Annotated in this window: 16 protein-coding genes; 7 read left to right on the top strand and 9 right to left on the bottom strand. The window is 66.1% G+C overall.

Annotated features, from left to right (window positions below; all coding sequences use genetic code 11):
- Positions 1-78: 78 nt before the first annotated feature.
- From H3005_RS15210 to H3005_RS15220, 3 genes are read right to left on the bottom strand one after another with little or no spacing between them, the layout of a single operon-like run.
- Positions 79-810 (bottom strand): class I SAM-dependent methyltransferase, encoded by a 732-nt coding sequence (locus H3005_RS15210; RefSeq protein WP_191078509.1) that lies wholly within the window; start codon positions 808-810, stop codon positions 79-81.
- Positions 811-814: 4 nt separating this feature from the next.
- The gene (locus H3005_RS15215; RefSeq protein ID WP_191078510.1) at positions 815-1,432 is read right to left on the bottom strand and encodes an SGNH/GDSL hydrolase family protein; all 618 of its coding nucleotides are present in this window, start codon (positions 1,430-1,432) and stop codon (positions 815-817) included.
- A gap of 3 nt (positions 1,433-1,435) precedes the next feature.
- A complete protein-coding gene (locus H3005_RS15220; protein ID WP_191078511.1) occupies positions 1,436-2,710 on the bottom strand; it encodes a pyridoxal phosphate-dependent aminotransferase in 1,275 nt (424 codons plus the stop codon).
- Positions 2,711-2,831: 121 nt separating this feature from the next.
- On the opposite strand from H3005_RS15220, the gene rsgA reads away from it, so the two are divergent.
- Positions 2,832-3,932: a ribosome small subunit-dependent GTPase A gene (rsgA, locus tag H3005_RS15225; RefSeq protein ID WP_223880285.1), complete on the top strand. Its 1,101-nt coding sequence runs from the start codon at positions 2,832-2,834 to the stop codon at positions 3,930-3,932.
- A 185-nt stretch (positions 3,933-4,117) separates the two neighbouring features.
- A complete protein-coding gene (locus H3005_RS15230; protein WP_191078513.1) occupies positions 4,118-5,371 on the top strand; it encodes a flavohemoglobin expression-modulating QEGLA motif protein in 1,254 nt (417 codons plus the stop codon).
- Positions 5,372-5,811: 440 nt separating this feature from the next.
- On the opposite strand, the gene H3005_RS15235 is transcribed toward H3005_RS15230, so the two are convergent.
- The 4 genes from H3005_RS15235 to H3005_RS15250 all read right to left on the bottom strand — a co-directional run bounded on the left by H3005_RS15235 (position 5,812) and on the right by H3005_RS15250 (position 11,585).
- Positions 5,812-8,100: a TonB-dependent receptor gene (locus tag H3005_RS15235; RefSeq protein ID WP_100554203.1), complete on the bottom strand. Its 2,289-nt coding sequence runs from the start codon at positions 8,098-8,100 to the stop codon at positions 5,812-5,814.
- 175 nt (positions 8,101-8,275) lie between these two features.
- A complete protein-coding gene (gene phbB, locus H3005_RS15240; protein ID WP_025874115.1) occupies positions 8,276-9,016 on the bottom strand; it encodes an acetoacetyl-CoA reductase in 741 nt (246 codons plus the stop codon).
- Positions 9,017-9,041: 25 nt separating this feature from the next.
- The gene (locus H3005_RS15245; RefSeq protein ID WP_191078565.1) at positions 9,042-10,370 is read right to left on the bottom strand and encodes a CitMHS family transporter; all 1,329 of its coding nucleotides are present in this window, start codon (positions 10,368-10,370) and stop codon (positions 9,042-9,044) included.
- A gap of 78 nt (positions 10,371-10,448) precedes the next feature.
- Positions 10,449-11,585 (bottom strand): porin, encoded by a 1,137-nt coding sequence (locus tag H3005_RS15250; protein ID WP_191078566.1) that lies wholly within the window; start codon positions 11,583-11,585, stop codon positions 10,449-10,451.
- A 276-nt stretch (positions 11,586-11,861) separates the two neighbouring features.
- Between H3005_RS15250 and H3005_RS15255 the strand changes: the two genes are divergently transcribed.
- From H3005_RS15255 to H3005_RS15275, 5 genes are read left to right on the top strand one after another with little or no spacing between them, the layout of a single operon-like run.
- A complete protein-coding gene (locus tag H3005_RS15255) occupies positions 11,862-12,551 on the top strand; it encodes a response regulator transcription factor (protein ID WP_191078514.1) in 690 nt (229 codons plus the stop codon).
- Positions 12,544-13,935: a sensor histidine kinase gene (locus H3005_RS15260; protein WP_191078567.1), complete on the top strand. Its 1,392-nt coding sequence runs from the start codon at positions 12,544-12,546 to the stop codon at positions 13,933-13,935. Before H3005_RS15255 ends, H3005_RS15260 begins: the two co-directional genes overlap by 8 nt.
- Positions 13,932-14,987, top strand: a complete 1,056-nt coding sequence (locus H3005_RS15265) for an ABC transporter substrate-binding protein (protein ID WP_100553512.1) — start codon at positions 13,932-13,934, stop codon at positions 14,985-14,987. The genes H3005_RS15260 and H3005_RS15265 overlap by 4 nt, the downstream gene beginning before the upstream one ends.
- 54 nt (positions 14,988-15,041) lie before the next feature.
- Positions 15,042-15,752: a hypothetical protein gene (locus tag H3005_RS15270; RefSeq protein ID WP_191078515.1), complete on the top strand. Its 711-nt coding sequence runs from the start codon at positions 15,042-15,044 to the stop codon at positions 15,750-15,752.
- Positions 15,721-16,377 carry a response regulator transcription factor gene (locus H3005_RS15275; protein ID WP_191078516.1) on the top strand — a complete coding sequence of 219 codons (657 nt, stop codon included), beginning with the start codon at positions 15,721-15,723 and terminating at the stop codon, positions 16,375-16,377. The genes H3005_RS15270 and H3005_RS15275 overlap by 32 nt, the downstream gene beginning before the upstream one ends.
- Positions 16,378-16,436: 59 nt before the next feature.
- On the opposite strand, the gene H3005_RS15280 is transcribed toward H3005_RS15275, so the two are convergent.
- A complete protein-coding gene (locus H3005_RS15280) occupies positions 16,437-16,742 on the bottom strand; it encodes a hypothetical protein (protein ID WP_191078517.1) in 306 nt (101 codons plus the stop codon).
- 549 nt (positions 16,743-17,291) lie between these two features.
- Entirely contained in the window at positions 17,292-19,943 is a 2,652-nt protein-coding gene (locus H3005_RS15285; RefSeq protein ID WP_191078518.1) for a PAS-domain containing protein, read from the bottom strand.
- Between the last annotated feature and the right edge of the window lie 44 nt (positions 19,944-19,987).

A 19,987-nucleotide genomic window follows, 5' to 3' on the forward strand; every position in this document is an offset into this window, starting at 1 on the left:
GACGTACTTGCAGCGCCCCCTGTGCAGTCCACCCACCCGGCCATCTCACGATCACCTTGGCCGCCCACCACGAGGGGCTCAGCCGTTGGCCGCAGTTCCCGGACGCTCAGCCACCAGCAGCCAGCTGTTGAACGGCGTGCGCCCATGCAGGGGACGCAACGGAGCCACCTGCAGCCCAGCCTCGGCCAGCGTGGCCTGCAGCCGCTGTGGATCCGGGTAATGGCGTGGCCGCGTGCCCATCCAGCCGACCAGCCATGCCAGCCGATCAGCCACCCGCGTGGTGCGGTCGCGGCGGTCGCCGGTCGCCAGCGGCGTACGCAGCAGCAGGCGGCCACCGGGCGCGACCCGCGCGCTCACCGCGCGCAGCAGTTCCAGTTGCGGCATTTCGTCCAGGTACTGCAGCACATCCAGCAGCAACACATGCCCGCTATGTGCCGGCAAGGGTGCCTGCACATCCAGACAGTCGAAACGTGCATCGGCCAGGCCGGTGCCGGCGCGCTGCGCACGCGCGATCTTGTCGCTGTCCACGTCGACCCCGAGGTACGCCTGCTGGCGGCCACGCTGGCGCAGCACGTGCGCGAACAGGCCCAGCCCGCAGCCCAGGTCGAGCACCGGCTGGCCGTCGTCGGGAAGGTGCTGCAGCACGCCGTCATACAGCGGGTCGCTGCCCAGCTTGCCGCGGGTGTAGTAGTAATCGCGGCGGCTGCCCCAGGCCTGCATCGGCCGGAAGGACTCGGCGATCAGGCGCGCCTGTCCGGCATCGAGCGGCGAGCAGGGCAGAGGCGTGCCGTTCCGTGGCGTGCCGTCCATCGGCTCAGTCCGTTCTGCCCAGCAGGTGCGCGGCCACCGGCAGCGCACGCGCGCTCCACAGCGCATACATCCGTGCAGACGGGTGCAGGCCATCCTCGGCGATCATCGCCGGGTCAGCGCCGTTGTCGCGGCTGATATCGGTGATGTCGACGAAGGCCACGCCCTGCTGGGTGCTGATCACCTCGGCGGCAGCATTGAACTCGTCGGTCTCCAGTTCGACGCGGGCCAGGTCGCGACCGCTGCCTGCACCGTACGGCGTGGTGCCCCAGTCCGGGAAGGACAGCACCAGCACGTGGTCCGCGCGGCCACCGGCAAAGCCGATCGCGCGTTGCAGCAGGGCTTGGAACTGCACCTGGTACTCGCCCAGCGGGCGCCCGCGGTACTGGTTGTTGACGCCGATCAACAGGCTGACGAAGTCGAACGGGCCTTGCGGCGCCACTTCGTCGATGCCGGCGTCGAGCTCGTCGGTGGTCCAACCCGTGGTGGCGATCGTCTGCGGGTCGGTCAGATCAATGCCCTGCGCACGCAGGGCGGCGGCGAGCTGATGCGGCCAGCGGCCTTCGACCGCGACCGCTTCACCGATGGTGTAGGAATCGCCCAGGGCCAGATACGACAAGCCCATCGCTCAAGCCACCGACCGGCGGGGCTTCAGCGGCACCACCTTGGTGGCGTCTTCGGCACGGCGGGCGAGGGCGCGGTCGATACGGGCGAACACGTCGCGCATCACCGACGCCTCCGGCAGCAGGGTCACGCGGAAGTGGTGGCGGTAAGGCACGTTGAAGCTCGAGCCCGGCACCACCAGCACGCCATCGTTGTTCATCAGGTCCAGCGCGAAATTGTGGTCGTCGAAGCCCTTGGCGGCGGCACCGACCACGGCCGGGAACGCGTACAGCGCTCCGGCGGGCGCGACCAGCGACAGATGCTCGCTGGCCTCGCAGGCTTCGATCACTGCACGCCGGGTTTCATACAGACGGCCGCCCGGTGCGCACAGCTCGGAAATGGTGTCCGGCCCATTCACTGCCGCGTCGATGGCGTACTGGCCCGGCACGTTGGCGCACAGGCGCAGTGCGCCCAGCAGGTCCAGCGCGGCGCGGAAGTCGCCCAGGCGCGCGTCGTCGCCGCTGAGGTGGGCCCAGCCCACGCGCCAGCCGCAGGCACGGTGCACCTTGCTCAGGCCGCTGAAGGTCAGGCAGGGATGGTCACCGGCCAGCGGTGCGACCGGCTGGAACACCGCGTCGTCGTACAGGATCTGGTCGTAGATCTCATCGACCAGCAGCAGCAGGTTGTGCCGGCGCGCGATCTCGACCACGCGCTCCAGCAGCTCGCGCGGGTAGCTGGCGCCGCTGGGGTTGTTCGGATTGATCAGCACGATGGCGCGGGTACGCGAGGACACCAGCGTCTCGATCTCGCTCGGGTCCGGCTGGAAGCCATTCTCGGCGGCGCAGCGGTAGTACACCGGGCGGCCATCATTGAGGATGGTCGAGGCCGACCACAGCGGGTAGTCCGGCGAGGGCACCAGCACTTCGTCGCCCGGGTTGAGCAGCGCACGCAGCGACAGGTCGATCAGCTCGCTGACGCCGTTGCCGACGAACACGCGGTCCGGGTGGGCATCCGGCGCGCCACGGCGGGCATAGGCGGCGGCGATGGCTTCGCGGGCGACCGGCAGGCCCTGCTGATGGGTGTAGGGATCGGTGCGGCCCATGTCATCGGCGATCGCGCGCTGCAGGTGTTCCGGTGCACGGAAGCCGAAAGCGCCGGGATTGCCGATGTTGAGCTTGATCAGCTTGTGGCCCTGCGCTTCCAGCTCCCGGGCTCGCCGTGCCAGTTCTCCGCGGATTTCGTAGCGCACTTCGGAAAGGCGCTCGCGGATGATCAGGGGTTTGGGCGAGGGAGTGGACATGGGCGGTGGGCCGCAGAAGGCATGGGGGTTCCATGGTAGCGGAATTGCTGCAGCGCATGGCAAGGGCTGCAGGGCCCGCCAACATTGGGCTGGGCGGCATCGCACAGGTAGAATGGCGGCGATGACCCAGACCCCCGATTTCACCGCCCTGCAGACCATCGGCTGGCCCTGGCCGGGCCCGCCGCAGCAGGCCGACTGGCAGGCTGTGATGGCTGCACACCCGCAGGCCCGCCCGGCGCGGGTGATCGAACAGCACCGCACCCACTACGTGGTGGCGGATGGCCCGGAGGCGTCGATCAAGGCCGAATCGTTGCCGGAGTGGCAGCGCCCGCGCTTTCCCAGCCACGAACGGCCAGCGGTTGGCGACTGGGTGCTGCTGGACGGCATCCGCATCGTCGCCCTGTTGCCGCGACGTACCGCGATCAAGCGTGGCGCCGCCGGTGAGCATTACCACCAGCAGGTGATCGCGGCCAACATCGATACCGTCTTCATCGTCTGTGGCCTGGATGCGGACTTCAATCCGCGCCGTATTGAACGCTACCTGCTGCTGGTGGGCGGTGGCGGTGCCGAACCGGTGGTGGTGCTGACCAAGGCCGACCAGACCGAGTACAGCGAAGACGCGCTGGCGGTGCTGGAAGAACTGGAGATGCAGGGCATTGCCCTGCACGCGATCAACGGCCTGGATGCAGACAGTGTTGCAGTACTGGAGCCGTGGCTGGGCCCCGGCCGTACAGTGGTGCTGGTGGGTTCTTCCGGTGCGGGCAAGTCGACGCTGACCAACACGCTGCTGGGCGAGCAGCGGATGAAGACCAACTCGGTGCGCGCCAACGATTCGCGCGGCCGCCATACCACCACCCACCGCGCACTGATGCCACTGCCGATGGGCGCCTGCCTGATCGATACGCCGGGCATGCGCGAACTGAAGCCGACCGGCGAAGAAACGCTGGCCGAAGGTGGTTTCGCCGATATCGAAGCGCTGGCCGCGCAGTGCCGCTTCAACGACTGCATGCATCAGCAGGAACCCGGCTGTGCTGTGCGTGCGGCGATCGATGCTGGCGAGATTGAAGAGAGCCGGCTGCAGAACTACTTCAAGTTGAAGGAAGAAGTGGCAGCGGCTGCAGCAAAGCTGGCCGTGCGCCAGGCTGAGACCGCGCAGGAGCGTGGCGGCAGGAAGGGCAAGGGCCAGCAGTTCCGCCCCGCGGGCAAGCCGCGCAGGCGCTGACCCGGATCGCGGGGTCGGATCCCATTGCGCCGCAATGGGCTCTGCCCCCGGCAATGATCCCGCTGCCGCCTGCTTCTGGTAGGTGCCAACCTCGGTTGGCACGAACGCGTCCGAAGCCCGCCGTCGGCGGCTGCCAACCAAGGTTGGCACCTACCAAAGCAAGGGCAGGGCGTTATAGTCCGACCATGGAACCGACCGCGACGCTGGACCGTGACGTGGCCCACCATGCAGCGCTCGATGCGCGCCTGGTCGAGGCCGTAGGAGGCATCCGCCTGCTGGGCCTGACCAGTTGGCCGGCAACCCTGCAAGCACCCTTCCTGGACAGCGTTGCGCGCGGCCAGCCGACGCTGCCGGTGGTCGACTACCCGAAGCTGGATTTCAGCGAGGAGCGTCGTGCACTGGCCGCCCTCGCTGCCGAGTGCGATGAAAGCCATCCGCTGGGCCATTACGTGCGGCAGTCCGCGCAGAGCTGGGATCTGGCTGCACAGCTGCTGGAAGGCCTCGGTACCGCGGCCGTGGATGCCTGTTCGGTGCAGTTGTTCGGTTCACCCGAGCAACCATTGCCGGGCAACGGACCGAGCACGCGCGATGCAGCGCGCCACTTCATCCAGATTGCTGCCGAACTGGATCACGAACTGCTGGCGCCGGAAGAGCAGGTGCCGGTTTCGGCGATCGCGTTGCAGCTGCAGCTGCAGAATGACCTCGATGCGTTCTTTGAATCACGCATCATCCAGGTGCAGCTGGATCCGGATCTGGTCTCCAAGGCAGCGGCCGGACCGACCCGCATCCGTCTGCGCACCAGCGCGCGTTTCAGCGCCTACGACCGCGCGCAGTTGTTCCACCATGAAGCGCTGGTACATTCGCTGACAGCGTTGAACGGTCGCGCGCAGCCGGTGCTGCCAAGCCTGGCGCTGTCCTCGCCACGGGTGACGGCCACCCAGGAAGGATTGGCGACATTCGCCGAACAGATCACCGGCAGCATTGACATCGAGCGACTGAAGCGCATCAGCCTGCGTACCGAAGCGATCGCGATGGCGCGCGAAGGTGCGGACTTCATCGAGGTGTTCCGCTACTTCTGCGATGCCGGCCAGAACCCGGAAGAGAGCTTCGCCTCGGCGCAGCGGGTATTCCGTGGTGTGCCGCCGACTGGCGGTCTGGCCTTCACCAAGGACACGGTGTACCTGCGCGGTCTGGTGTCGGTGCATACGTTCTTCCGCCACATGCTGGCCGAGGATCGCCTGCAGGTCTGTCGCTGGTTGTTTGCCGGCAAGATGAGCCTGACCGATGCGATCGCGTTCGCGCCGCTGTTCGAATCGGGCGTGCTGAAGCCTCCACGCTGGCTGCCGCACTGGATGAGCCGGGCGAACGGCCTGGCCGGCATGCTGGCGTTCTCGCTGTTCGCCAACCGCATCCGGATGGACCAGCTGGCACCGGAATGAAATGCGTTGGCGGGATGATGCGCTGGCGCCTTGATTGATATCGGTTGGCGGCGGTGGTGCACCCTGGCCAGGACACGCCGTAAACCCATCCATGGGGGCTCGATCGGCGCATCCATGCGCCTCACGGTCCTGGCCAGGGTGCCCCACCGCCGCCAGACAGTTTCCCGCGCGGGCGGCAGCACATCACCGCGCCGAAGGGATTGCGCTTGAAAAGCAAAGAGCCGGGCACCGCCCGGCTCTTTGCTTTTGCTCTTGCTTTCCATTGCCTCCGCGCCGGCGCTGGGAACTGTCCAGCGCGGGTAGGCAGGCCCATGCAGGACCGTTGGCGCCATGGATGGCGCCATCGAGCCCCCATGGATGGGTTTACGGCGTGTCCTGCATGGGCCTGCCTACCCGTGCCATGCAGGAACAATCAACGCGCCGCAGCGCCCGCTTTTGACTTAGAACTCCGCCGCCACCGTCATGAACACCTGCCGCGGTGCACTCGCATGGATCGCATACCGCGTGCCCTTCGGATCGGTCGGTGCGAACGAACTCAGCTGGCCCGCATAGCGCTTGTTGGTCAGGTTGGTCGCGTTCAACGACACCCGCACGTTGCGCAGGCCCATGCCCGGGCCGAAGTCGTAACCGGCACCCGCATCGAAGGTGGTCACGCCCGGCACCGACTGGTCGTTGGTGTAGGTGTAGTAGCGCTTGCCGGTGTACTTGGCACGCAGGCTGGCGAAGAAGCCATCGCGGTTCCAGCTGATCTCACTGGAGGCCATGCGCTGCGGCGTATCCACGGTGATCTTGCCGGCCACCGGTACGATCGCACCGCCCGAGGTGTAGTCATCCTCGTAGGTGGTCTTGTTCCAGGACAGCGCGTTGTACCACTGCAGGCCATCGACCGGCTTGAGGATGAAGGTCAGCTCGGCACCGTGGCTCTTCACCGAACCGACGTTGATGAAGCGCGTCACGCACTCCGGACGTGTGCCGACTTCGATGCTCGAGCACGGGTTCAGCGACAGCAGGCGGTTGTCGAACTTCACGTTGTAGGCCGCGATCGAGGCCTGGTATTTCTCGCCGAAGGTACGGAAACCCGCCTCCAGGCTCTTGGACTTCTCCGGCTCCAGGCCGGCGCTGGCCGCAAACGATTCCGGTGACACCTGCAGCGGGCCACCGCTGCCGCCGCCGACGAAGGCAGCGATGTTCTCGGCATACGAGGCGAACACCTCATTGTTGGCGTTGAGCTTGAAGCCCACGCCCAGCTGCGGCAGCACCGATTCCTTCGCGGTCAGCGTGCCCGAGGCAATGCTGGTTTCCACGCCCGGCTGGGCCTTGGCGGTCATGCGCGTGTTGGGGCTCTTGATGCCCACGTCCACGGTCAGGCGCTGGTCGAGGAAGCGCATCCGGTCCTGCACGTAGAACTGGCGGGTACGGATGTCGAAGTCCTGGTTGAACAGGCGGCGGTCCGGGTTCTGCAGGTACAGGTCGTCCAGGAACGGGCCGCTGATGTAGTAGAAATTGCGCGAGACGTTATGGTCGTTCTGTTCGTACCACACACCGGCTTCCAGCTCATGGATGCCCACCGCCCACGACAGCGCGGCGGTCACGCCGTCGCGGTTGATGGTGTAGTTGGTGCTGCGGATCGAGATCGGCAGCATCTTGTCGGTGCCCGGGTAGGACGGCTGGCCCGGTGCCCACCAGTGGCCCTGGCCACGGTTCTCATGGTGGTAGCCCAGCAGCTTCAGGCGGCCCTGCTCACCCAGGCGGATGTCGGCGTCGATCGAGTACAGGTTGTCGTCGCGCAGCGCACGGCTCTGGTAGTACGCATCGTCGATGCTGTTGACGCCGCCGCTGAACGCGCAGCGCGACTTGTTGTAGGTGCCCGGTGCGCAGTACGCAGCCGCGACGGCGCGATCCCAGTCCGGTGCATAGATGTTCCAGTCATAACCCAGGCCGCGCGCCAGCATGTCCTTGGACAGATAGGCATAGTTGGCCTGGCTGGCGCGCGAGGTGGCCACGAAGGCACCGAAGCGGTTGTCGCCCACGTTCCACACCGCCTTGGCGTTGAACTGGCGGGTGGTCTGGTTCTGGTACGGCGCGGCCCACATGTCCTGGTCCTGGTGCACGCCGGAGACATAGGCCGAGAAACCGTTGATGTCGCCGGTGTCCACGCGCAGGTAGCCGCGGCGCTGGTTGTCATCACCCGCGGTGATGCTGGCGCGGCCGCCGAACTCGGTGGACGGATCCATCGAGAAGTACTGGATGGTGCCGCCCAGGTTGCTGGTCGAGGCCACGCCCAGCGAACCGATGCCCTGCGACAGCTCGGCGCCGGCCAGGTTTTCGGCGATCAGTGCACGGGCGATGCTCAGGCCGTTGTAGTTGCCGTAGCTGTTGTCACCCAGCGGAATGCCGTCCAGCGTGTAGCCCAGGCGGCTCTTGTCGAAGCCGCGCAGGCTGATGGTCTGCGATTCTTCATTCGCACCGAATGCATCGTTGGACTGCACCGACACGCCGGGCAGGCGGTCGAGGATCTTCTGGCCGCTGGTACCCGGCGGCAACACCTGCTTGTCGACGGTGGTGATGCGCTGCACCTGGCGGGTCTCGCCCTGGCCGATGACCGAGACGGTATCCAGCGTCTGCGCGCTCAGCGCGGTATCGGCGGTGGCGTCGGTGGCTTCAGCGGCGTGGGCGCTGGCGGCGGAAAGCGCGATCGCCACAGCGATCGTCAGGTATCGGGTCTGCATGATGGTCCATTGCATGGGGGATGGTCACCGGCCCGGGGGCGCGGCGCATGGCCACTATGCGAACGGAACATGAAACCTTGTTTACGAAAAACCAACGAATGGCGACGTGGGGAAGCCGCGCAGGGCGGGAATCTACCGGGGGAGGGGAGTAGACCCACGCCCTGCGTGGAAAGGGCTAGCCCATGTACAGGCCACCGTTGACCGGATAGTCGGCACCGGTCACGTAGGAGGCTTCATCCGAGGCCAGCCAGGCACACAGGCCGGCCACTTCTTCCGGGCGACCCAGGCGTCGTACCGGCACCGACGCGGCCAGTCGATCCAGTACGTCCGGCGGGAAGCTGCTGATCGCCTGGCTGGCGATGTAGCCCGGCGACAGTGTGTTGACGGTGACCCCGCGCGAGGCGACTTCAGCGGCCAGCGCACGGCTGAAACCGTGCATCGCGGCTTTTGCCGTGGCGTAGTTCACCTGGCCGATCTGGCCCTTGTGGGCGCTGACCGAACCGATGTTGATGATGCGGCCCCAGCCACGCGTGGCCATGCCATCGACCACCTGCTTGGTCAGGTTGAACAGCGAGTTGAGGTTGGAGGCGATCACCGCATTCCAGTCCTCCACCGTCATCTGCCGGAACAGCAGGTCGCGGCTGCCGCCGGAGTTGTTGACCAGCACGTCCACCTCGCCGACTTCGGCACGCACCTTGGCGAAGGCCGCCGTGGTCGACGCCCAATCGGTCGCGTTGCCTTCGGAGGCGATGAAATCAAAGCCCTGTTCGCGCTGCTCGCGCAGCCAGTTGGCCTTGCGCGGCGAGTTGGGTGCGCAGCCGGCGACCACGGTATGGCCGGAACGGGCCAGGCTCTGGCAGATGGCAGTGCCGACACTGCCCATCCCGCTGGTGACGTAGGCGATGCGAAGAGTCATTGCAGAACGCTCCTTGGTAAGGGAATCAGGCCGTGAAGGGATAGAGACCGAACAACAGGCCGCCGACCATCAGCAACAACGAAATGGCGATCGCCCACTTCAGGGTGAACTTCTGGTGGTCGGCGAATTCGACCTTGGCCAGCCCTACCAGCAGATAGGTGGAGGGCACCAGCGGGCTGAGCAGGTGCACCGGTTGCCCGGCCAGCGACGCGCGGGCCATTTCCACCGGCGTGATGCCGTAGTTGCCGGCCGCCTCGGACAGGATCGGCAGCACGCCGAAGTAGAACGCGTCGTTGGACATGAAGAAGGTGAACGGCATCGACGCTACAGCGGTGATCACCGCCAGGTAGGGGCCCCAGCTGTCGGGGATGATCGCCAGGAAGCTGTGCGACATCGCTTCGACCATGCCGGTGTTGTTGAGGATGCCGGTGAAGATGCCCGCGGCGAAGATCAGCGCCACCACCGACAGCACGCTGCCGGCATGGCTGACCACGCGGCGGCGCTGCTCGGCCAGGTTCGGATAGTTGATCACCAGCGCGATGGCGAAGCCGATCATGAACAGCACCGGCATCGGCAGCACACCGATGATGAGTGCGCTCATCAGGGCCACGGTCAGCGCCAGGTTCACCCACAGCAGCTTGGGGCGCTTGGTGTCTTCGGCATCTTCCACGGTCGGCAGCGTATTGCCGTCGTCGGACACGCTGTTGTCCATCCAGCTGCCACCCTTGGGCAGGGTCACCACGCCAAGGCGACGGCGCTCCTTCAGGCCCAGGTACCAGGCCAGCAGCAGCACGCCGGCGCAGGCGATCACCATCGACGGAATCAGCGGCACGAACACATCGGCCGGATCCACGTGCAGTGCGGTGGCCGCGCGTGCGGTCGGGCCACCCCACGGCGTCAGGTTCATCACACCACCGGCGAGGATGGTCACGCAGGTCATGTTCAGCGCGTTCATGCCCAACCGCTGGTACAGCGGCAGCATTGCCGAGACGGTGATCATGTAGGTGGTCGAACCATCGCCGTCGAGCGAGATCAGCATCGCCAGCACGGCGGTGCCAAGCACGATCTTCATCGGGTCGCCCTTGACGAAACGCAGGATGATCCGCACCAGCGGATCGAACAGGCCCGCATCGATCATCACGCCGAAGTAGAGGATGGCGAACATCAGCATCACGCCGGTCGGCGCGATCTTCTTGATGCCTTCCAGCATCATTTCGTCGATGCCGGCGGCGAAGCCACCGATCAGGGCGAAGATGATGGGAATGGTGATCAGGGCAACGAGTGGCGACAGTCGTTTGCTCATGATCAAGTACATGAACGTAATGACCATGCCAAAGCCGAGGATGCTCAGCATCATCTGCGGACTCCTAGAGGAAGCAGGACGTGGGACGTGGAAGGGGCCCGGGAGCGTGCGCGCCCGGGGAAAACGCGTTTAGAAGTCGAACTGCAGGCGTCCGGTGACCGCGCGCGTGCGGTCCACCGTGGTGCCGGCCAGGCGATCGCGGTTGCGGCTTTCGATCACGTTGAGCATGAAGCGCAGGTTGTCGCGCAGGTACCAGTTGCCGCCCAGCGTCCAGCCTTCGGTGCTGCCACGGCGCAGGTCGGGTTGGCCATCAAGGTGCTGTGCGCCCCACATCTGGTCGTAGCGCAGGGCCACTTCGAAGGCACCGGCCTTGTGACGGATGTTCTTGACCCGGGCAAAGCGGCCGGTCTTGCGGTCGTAGGCGCGGCTCTCACCGGTGACGAACCAGCTGAGCATGCCGTAGGCGGCCATCACATCACCGCGCTGGGCACCATCATCGAAGGTGGCGCCGCTGAACTCGCCCTGCCATGACAGCGGGCCGCGCACCTGCGCGTATTCCAGCGACCACTTGTTGACGTCGGTATCGCGGCCGGCGGAGAAGTCGACCAGAGTCAGGCGGCTCTCGTCGGACAGATGGCCGGCCGGACGCGGGCGGATCTTCAGGCCCGGCGTGCCGTTGCCGCCCGGGTTGTCGTAGGCCTCGCGGGCCAGCGACAGGCCCAGGTGCAGCACGTCGCCGTCGCTGGGGGCCGGTGCCCAGGTGACGCGGCCACCGGCGGCGCGGCCCTTGACCTGCCAGGCATCGATGCTTTCCAGGCTGTATACGCTGGCTGCCCAGGTGAAATCGCCCGGATTGGCCTGCCAGGACGCGCCCAGCCGGTACAGTGGCGCCAGCGTGGTGCCGGCGTTGCCGCGCTCCAGGAAGCTGCCGTAGTTGGAGCCGGTGCGGTCGTCCAGCGAGAAATACTGCTTGAACTGGCCCACGGTGAGCCGGCCGGCATCGCCGAAGCTGCGGCTCAGGTAGACGTCTTTGGCCTCGACGCGGTCGCCGGAGAAATCGGCTTCCAGCTTGTAGTCGACCACGAAGAACTTGCCGGAAACGTCAACCCAGGCGCGACGGATCTCGGTGTCATCCTTGTTCGGCGTACCCCGGTTGTCGTTGTCGAAGGTGGCGAAATCCAGGTGCAGGCGGCCGCCGACCGTGGCGGTCACCGGACGCTCGTCCTCTGCGAAGGCCGGCGCGGCCAGCGCAGCCAGGGCCATCATGGCGGCAGGACGCCGCCAGGCAATGCTCAATTCCACAAACCCTCCCAGGTGCACGCCAGGCGCGCGGCAATCGTGGGCACCGGACGGTGCGCGGCCGCAGTCTGTGTCGCGCAAGCTGTCATCGTCCTGTCAGCGGTTTGTGCGGTGCAGCGTAAAAGACCGTCGGGCATGGCCCGGCGCTACCCATGCGGTGTACCCCGGTAGCGCCGGTCCATGACCGGCGGGCGGACCCAGCGCCATGCGGTAGCATTCGTTTCCCCCCTCACGCCCCCGCCCATGCGCCTGCTGCTGGTCGAAGACAACCCGGACCTGGCCGATGCGATCATCCGTCGCATGCGCCGCAGTGGTCACGCGGTGGACTGGCAGGCCGATGGCCTGGCCGCCGCCAGCGTGCTGCGTTACCAGAGTTTCGACCTGGTGGTGCTGGATATCGGCCTGCCCAAGCTGGATGGGCTGCGGGTGCTGGCCGGCATGCGTGAGCGCGGCGACAGCACGCCGGTGCTGATGCTGACCGCACGCGATGGCATCGAAGATCGCGTGCAGGCACTCGATGTCGGCGCTGACGACTACCTGGGCAAACCTTTCGACTTCCGTGAATTCGAAGCGCGCTGCCGTGTGCTGCTGCGACGTGCACGCGGGCAGGCCAGCGAAGTGGTGCAGATCGGCGGCTTCCAGTTCGACAACGCTGCGCACCGGGTGACCCTGGATGGCGAGCCGATCGAGCTGCCCAACCGCGAATATCGCCTCTTGGAGATCCTGGTCGGGCGCATGGGCCAGGTCGTGGGCAAGGATGAGATCGGCAATGGCCTGTTCGGCTTCGATGACGAAGCGGGGCCGAACGCCATCGAGCTGTATATCGGTCGCCTGCGCAGGAAGCTGGCAAGCGCGCCGCTGCGGATCACCACGGTGCGGGGTGTCGGCTACCTGCTGGAAGCCAGCGATGGCAGCACCGACACCGATGGCTGACGCGCGCGCTGCGCCTGCCGCGCCGGGATCTCTGCGGCGTACGCTGCTGCTGTACCTCGGTGCGTTGCTGGCGGTGTTCGCGGTAGCGCTGTTGTTTGCTGCACGCGATTACGGCCAACGCGCGGCCAACCGCTCCTACGACCATCTGCTGGTGTCCTCGGCCCTGTCGATCGCCGATTCGGTGGCATTGGTGGACGGCCAGTGGCAGGTGGACCTTCCGTATGCGGCGCTGGACCTGCTGGCGATGGCGCCGGAAGACCGCGTGTTCTACCGGGTCACCGACAGCCGTGGCAACCTGATCACCGGCTACGGCGACCTGCCAGCGTCGCCGCGTCGGCCGGGCACGCAGCCGCAGTTGTTCGATGCCGCCTACAGCGGCGAGACCGTGCGTTTCGTTGTGGTCGGGCGCAGCTTTGCCGCTGCCTCCGCGCAGGGCGAGGTGCAGGTGCAGGTGGGGCAGACCCGGCGTGCGCGCGAAGCGGTGGCGCAGGAACTGGTCAACCGTGCGCTGCTGGCGATCGGCGTGTTGTCGGGGTTGTTGCTGGCACTGGTGGCCTTCGGCGTGCACCGCGCGTTCCGGCCACTGGTCCGGGTCGAGCGCGAACTGTCACGCCGCGAGCCGTCCGACCTGAAACCGCTGGACGCGCGCGTGCCACGCGAGATGGACCAGATGGTGGCAGCGCTGAACCGCTTCATGGAGCGCCTGTCCAGCAGCAATGAAACCCTGCGTGCGTTCATGGCCGAGGCCGCGCACCAGATGCGCACGCCGTTGGCAGCGCTGCGCGCGCAGGCGCAGCTGGCGCTGGATGACGACGACCCGCAGGACATGCGGCGCAGCCTGCTGGCGATCGAGCGCAACGCCACCCACATGAGCCGCCTGCTCAACCAGCTGCTCAGCGATGCGAGCGTGATCCATCGATCACATCTGCAGCGCTTCGCCACCGTGGACCTGGCCGAGACCGTGCACCAGGCGCTGCACGAAGCACTGCCGCAGGCCGGGCCCGCCCCGCGCGTGCAGCTGGCGATGACGGCCGAGCCGGTGCAGGTGCACGGTGACGCGTTGCTGCTGCGCGAGGCCATCAAGAATCTGGTCGACAACGCGCTGAAGTACGGCGGCGATGGTCCGTTGCAGATCGCGCTGACCGCTGAGGGCGCGCAGGCCGTGCTGACCATCGCCGACCACGGTACGGGCATCGCCGCTGCGGATGCCGAACGCGTGTTCGAGCGTTTCGCACGGGGCGAGGGCGCGCCCTCCGGCGGTGCCGGCCTCGGCCTGGCCATCGTCAAGCGGGTGGTCGACAGCCACGGTGGCCAGATCGATCTCAGCAATCGACCGCAGGGCGGCCTGGTCGCCACCATCCGCCTGCCCCGGAGCAGCACATGATCCGCCTGTTTGCCGCCACTGTTGCCCTGCTGCTGGCCGTGCCGGCCCTCGCTGCGCCCGGCGATGTACGCCGCTTTCCCGCACAGGGCACCGCCACTGCACAGCTGCGCATCCACGGCACCACCGATATCGAAGTCTTCGCCGAGGTCATTGCCGACTACCAGCGCCTGCATCCGGGCAGCGAGGTGGTGTACGAAGACATCATCACCCAGGACCTGTACGCGCGTTACCTGCATGACCGCACCGGACCTGCGTCGCCGGATCTGCTGATCTCCAGCGGCATGGACCTGCAGACCAAGCTGGTCAACGACGGTCATGCGTTGCCGCACCGCTCGGTGCAGACCCAGGCGCTGCCTGCGTGGGCGCAGTGGCGTGGCGAGGCGTTCGGCATCAGTTACGAGCCGGTGGTGATGGTCTACAACACGCGCAGGCTGCCGGCCGCGAAAGTGCCGCACACGCGTCGACAACTGCTGGACCTGCTGCGTGCGGAAGGGGCGCCGTTGCGCGGCAAGGTCGGTACCTACGATATCGAACGCAGCAGCGTGGGTTACCTGCTGGCGACCCAGGATGCCCAGCGCGGCAGCATCGCCGGCGCCCTGCTCGGTGCGCTGGGGGACAACGCGGTGGTACGCGAGGAGCGCACCGGCGTGCTGCTGGACCAGGTGGCCAGCGGTCAGTTGTCGCTGGTCTACAACGTGCTGGGCTCGTATGCGCAGGCGCGTATCGACGCGGGCGCACCGCTGGCCATCGTCGAGCCGGAGGACTACACGCTGGTGGTACTGCGCACTGCGGTGATTCCGCGCACTGGAGCGCACCCGCAGGAAGCGCGACGCTTTCTCGACTACCTGCTGTCGCCACGCGGCCAGCAGGTGCTCGCGCGCCAGGCCCGGCTGATGCCGATCGTGCGCGGCGATGCGCGCGGCGACGATGCGCCCGGGCGCAGCCGCCGCCCGATCCAGCTCGGCCCCGGCCTGCTGGTCTACCTGGATGTGCTCAAGCGCCGCCAGTTCCTGGATGCCTGGCGCAGCAGCGTGGAGCCGGCGGGGCGCTAAACCCAGGTGCCATTCCCGCCGATATCATGTTTCCTGTCGTGCGAGGAATGACCATTGGGAAGGCTGAAGGACAACTTCGAAGACGTTGAAATGATTGGCTCAGGTGTCATGCGCAGCATGCACTGGGCCCGTACAACAGCGGTGAGGCGAGTACTCCTGGTTATCGGTTCCTCGGTGATTATGGTCGGCTTGTACGTTCTGCTGATCAATCATCTGAGTTCGTATCAATTGGAGCGAAGTGACTATCGAGCCAAAGCGGCTGGCCAGGACGATGACGCGATTCAATATGCGGAGTTGCTGGACCCGATCGATGAATGCCTGGCTCCACGGAATGCCGCGCTCGTGGAATTTGCGTGCAGGGCTGCGGACCTGAAGTACTCCGAGGTCCAGCGGGGATCGGCTGTGGTACATCGAAAAGACGTTCTGGAGAGAGGTGACTACCCTCGGATGCGGATTGACGTACGGTCGGCGCAGCGATTGTTGGATCTTCAGCGCATTGGCAGCGTTCCTTCCACCCTGCGTGAGGATCTGTACGAAGTGATGCGCAGTACGTATGGCAAGGTTGGAACAATCCTGCTGTTTGGTGTCGTGTATCTGACGATCTGGTTGGCGCCGCATTTTCTGAATTACAGAGAGTCTGCACTGCGGTCGCGGCAGCCCTCCCCGGGCCATCGACTGGCCGGCGATGCAACTGAAGAAGGTATTCCCTTTGGTGACGTGCCAAACTTGCCCCATGAGCGAATACACCATCCTGATCGCCGATGACCATCCGCTGCTGCGTTCTGCGGTGGTGCAGTCATTGCGGCAGAGCCTGCCGCTGGCGCAGGTGCGCGAGGTCGCCAGCGCCGAAGCATTGGCTGCGGCGCTGGATGCACAGCCCGATGTGGATCTGGTACTGCTGGACCTGACCATGCCCGGTGCACATGGGTTCTCCGCGCTGTTGCACGTGCGCGGCTCGCACCCGGACATTCCGGTGGTGATCCTGTCCTCCAACGATCATCCGCGGGTGATCCGCCGCGCGCAGCAGTTCGGCGCAGCCGGTTTCATTCCCAAGTCCGCGCCTGCCGAAACCATCGGTGAAGCAGTGGAGGCGGTACTCGATGGGGGCCTGTGGTTCCCGGCGATGGCCGCCGAGCGTTCCGAGGCCGACGCGCTGCTGGCCAGCCGTTTGGCGCAGCTCACGCCGCAGCAGTTCCGGGTGCTGCTGTGCCTGGCCGACGGGCTGCTCAACAAGCAGATTGCCTATGAGCTGGGGTTGGCCGAGAACACGGTGAAGGTGCACGTGACCGCGATCCTGAAGAAGCTCGAATGCCACAGCCGCACCCAGGCGGCGGTGCTGGTAAAGGCATTGGAGCCGGAAGGCGACGCGCGCGCCGGGTTGGATGGCTGATCGCGGCAGGACATCGAATCAAGTACTGAGTCGGTGTTGATTCTGTTCCGCTTCCTCGATCAGTTTCCGCTGATCGAATTCAGTTCCGGATCGATAGAGAACATGAATCTGTTTTCGTATCCCGCGCCGATACCCTCAGCTACTTCCGCGTAGCTGTAAGTGGGAGACGATCGGTCTGACGCCAGCCTCTGGCCCCATGCCTCGTGATCGGCATTGCTTCGGGCTCGAGCGATGCCAATGCATATGCTCAGGCCGCACGCAAGGCGCTCAATAACGGTGTTCTGATCCATTGCGCGGATGAGAGACGATCGATAGTGCCTGGCCAGGTCCTGCGCATCAGGGCTGGATGCTGCGTCGATGGTCATGCGGTCGATTGCATCATGGGTACTACGACTCGACCGCAGAAGGTCTTCAGCCGTCTGGCTTGAGATGCCCCTGTTTGCCATGAATCCAGACTCGACCTGAAGGTACTCGGATGTGCGTTCCGTACGATTCCCGCTCGACGCCGAAATGCCCTGATTCGACAATGTGCGGCCACGCGGGTTGGCTGAGTCGGGCGTGTCTGGATGACGCTGGCCGATGCTGCTTTCTTCTGTAGTTCCCTGTTGATTCCCGTCTGCTTTCGGTGATTTGCCATCGATGCATCCGCTGCAGCAAAGGCCGAGGAGCGTCGCCACGATCGGGCTGAAATATCTTGTAAATGCGGGAGGTACGGGAGAAACGGGCACGATCAATGCCTCTGGTCTGGCTGGCCGATTGGCCCGGTCATGCAATTTTCTGATCTTCAGCAACGGTGGTAAGTAGGGCAATTGCTCGTCTGCTGTTCAGACCATGCCCATCCTCTATCCATGGGTGGGTCGCCTTTCAGCCTCCTCTCAAAGAGCGGCCGATGGTCCGCGCGTTGTGCGACAGCTTTACCCGCGATGCCGCAACAGCAACTGCGTCATCAATGCACGCAGCGCCGGTGGCCGCACCGGCTTGAGCAGGAAGCCCCAACCGTTCTCGGCAGCATGCGCCTTCAGCGCATCATCGCGCTCGGCAGTCACCAGGATCACTGGCGGCCGCGCCTGCCACAGCGTGCACAGCGCTTCATACAGGTCTGGTCCGTGCCACTGCCCCATGCGCACGTCCAGCAGCAACAGCTGCGGCACGTTCAACGCGCTGGCGATTTCCACCGCGCCCTGCGGGCCGTCGGCAAGTTCCACATTGCAGCCCCAGCGTTCCAGCAGGGCACGGGTCGCCGCACAGACATGCGGGTCATCATCGATGCTCCATACCCGACATTGGCGCAGTGGGCTGTCATCAGACGGCTCGGTCGCGATGACCGGCGCCGCCGGCGGTGCAATCACCTCGTCGGCGCGTCCGAGTGCCACGCTGACGGCGAATACGCTGCCCTTGCCCAGCGTGGAACGCAGGCTGATGCGGTGGCCGAGCAGGCGGCCGATACGCTCGACGATGGCCAGGCCCAGGCCGGCGCCACGTTCCTGCTCCACGCCATCATTCAAGCGGCGGAATTCCTCGAAGATCTCGCCCTGCAGGCTTTCCGGAATGCCCGGGCCCTGGTCATGCACCTCGATGCGCAACTGGTCACCTGCGCGTCGGCAGCCGATCAGCACGCGTCCACGTGGCGTGTAGCGCAGCGCATTGGACAGGAAGTTCTGCAGGATGCGCCGCAGCAGCGCTTCGTCGCTGACCACAACCGCGCGGGTGTCAACCCAGTCAAGCTGCAGGCCACGGCTCTGTGCGGCGATGCCAAACTCGCGCGCCAGGGTTTCCAGTAAAGGCGAAAGCGCAAAAGCGCGCACGCGGACCTGCAACGATCCCGATTCCAGCCGCGAGATATCCAGCAGACTGTTGAGGATCGCATCCTGCGCTGCCAGTGCGGCGTCGATATGGTCACTGGTCTGCTGCTGCGCGGGGTCACTCAGCTTTCCGCGCAGCACCGACACGAACATGCGCGCGGCATTCAGCGGCTGCAGCAGGTCGTGCACCGCCGAGGCCACGAAGCGGGTCTTGTAGCGGTTGGCCTGTTCGGCTTCGCGGCGTGCTTCGTCCAGATCCTGGGTGCGTTCGGCCACGCGGTGTTCCAGCGCATCGGCCAGCGAGCGCAGTTCGCGTGCGGCGTTCTTGTAGCTGGTGATGTCGGCATAGCTGGTGACGAACCCACCATCGGGCAGCGGGTTGCCGCGGATCTCCAGCACCGTGCCGTCGTCCTTCTCGCTCTCGCGCATATGCGGGCGACCGCTGCGCAGGTGGGTCAGGCGCCGTTCGATGGCCTCGTCGATCGGACCGGGGCCCAACAGGCCACGACGTGCATTGAAACGGAACAGTTCTTCGATCGGGCGGCCCACCCGCACCAGCCCCGCCGGGAAACGGAACAGCTCCAGATAGCGAGAATTCCACGCCACCAGACGCTGCTCCTTGTCGATCACCACCACGCCCTGTGGCAGATGTTCGAGGCTGCGGCTCAAGCCGACGTCGGCGTCGGTGGCGGCTTCCAGCAGGCCGTCCTGGGCGGTGCGCAGCTCCTGCGCGTGCTGCTTGAGCAGAGTTTCCAGTTCGCGCCGGCTGCGCTGGCGATGCTTGGACAGGCGACGCCGTTGCTGCACGAACAACACCAGGAATCCCAGCGCCAGCCATGCGGCGGCGCCGGCCACGGCCGCGCCGCGGCCAGCGCTGGTGGCCGCGCCCGCGTCATGCAGCAGATGCAGGCTCCAGTCCTCGTCGGGCAGCGCCAGGGTCTGCCACAGCATTGCCTGCGGTAGTGGTGGGTCGAGCAGGCGGACCATGCGGCCGCCATCGGCCAGCACATCTTCGGTGCGTACGCGCAGCGGTTGCAGCGAGCGATCGGCATACTGCCGCGCCGCACGCATCTCGTTGCGTTCCTCCGCGCCGAGCGGGCGCAGCAGGCGGTAGCGCCAGGCATCGCGGTTGGCCAGGAACACCACGTCGTGGTTGTCGCTGGTCAGCACCACGTCCGGGCTGTTCAACCATTCCTGTTCCAGCGCGGACAGCTCGATCTTGATCACGATCACGCCGATGCGCTGGCTGTCGGCATCCAGGATGGCTTCGGACATGAAATAGCCGGGCACGCCGGTGGTCATGCCGATGCCGTAGAAACGACCACGGCCATGAGCCAGTGCTTGCTGGTAGTAGGGGCGGTAGCTGTAATCCTCGCCGACGTTGCTGGTCGGCTGGTCCCAGTTGCTGGCAGCCACGGCCACGCCATCGCGGCCGACCAGGGTCAGCGTCGAGGTGCGGGTAACCTGGTTGGCGCGCTGCAGTTTCAGGTTCAGGCGTTGCCGCTCGGCGGGCGAGGGCGGTACCCGCAGTGCGTGCTGCAGGTCCGGATCCAGCGCCATCACCTGCGGCAGGGTGCCGAACCGGTCGATGCGCTGTTGCAGCCCCTGGCCATACAGCTGCAGCTGGCGCTGCACCTGTGCGCTTTCCGTGCCCAGGGCGCGACGCCAGGCGTAGTGGCCGGCGGCGACCGCGCACAGCACGGTGCCGGCCACCATCACCAGAACGGTCAGCAACTGCAGGCGGTGGCGGCTGAGCCAATACATGGCGGCAGTCTACGCAGGGCCGGCGGGCGGGGTGTACACGCCCG

The organism is Stenotrophomonas sp. Br8 (genome assembly GCF_014763005.1).
In the GTDB taxonomy this organism is placed as follows: Bacteria; Pseudomonadota; Gammaproteobacteria; order Xanthomonadales; family Xanthomonadaceae; genus Stenotrophomonas; species Stenotrophomonas lactitubi.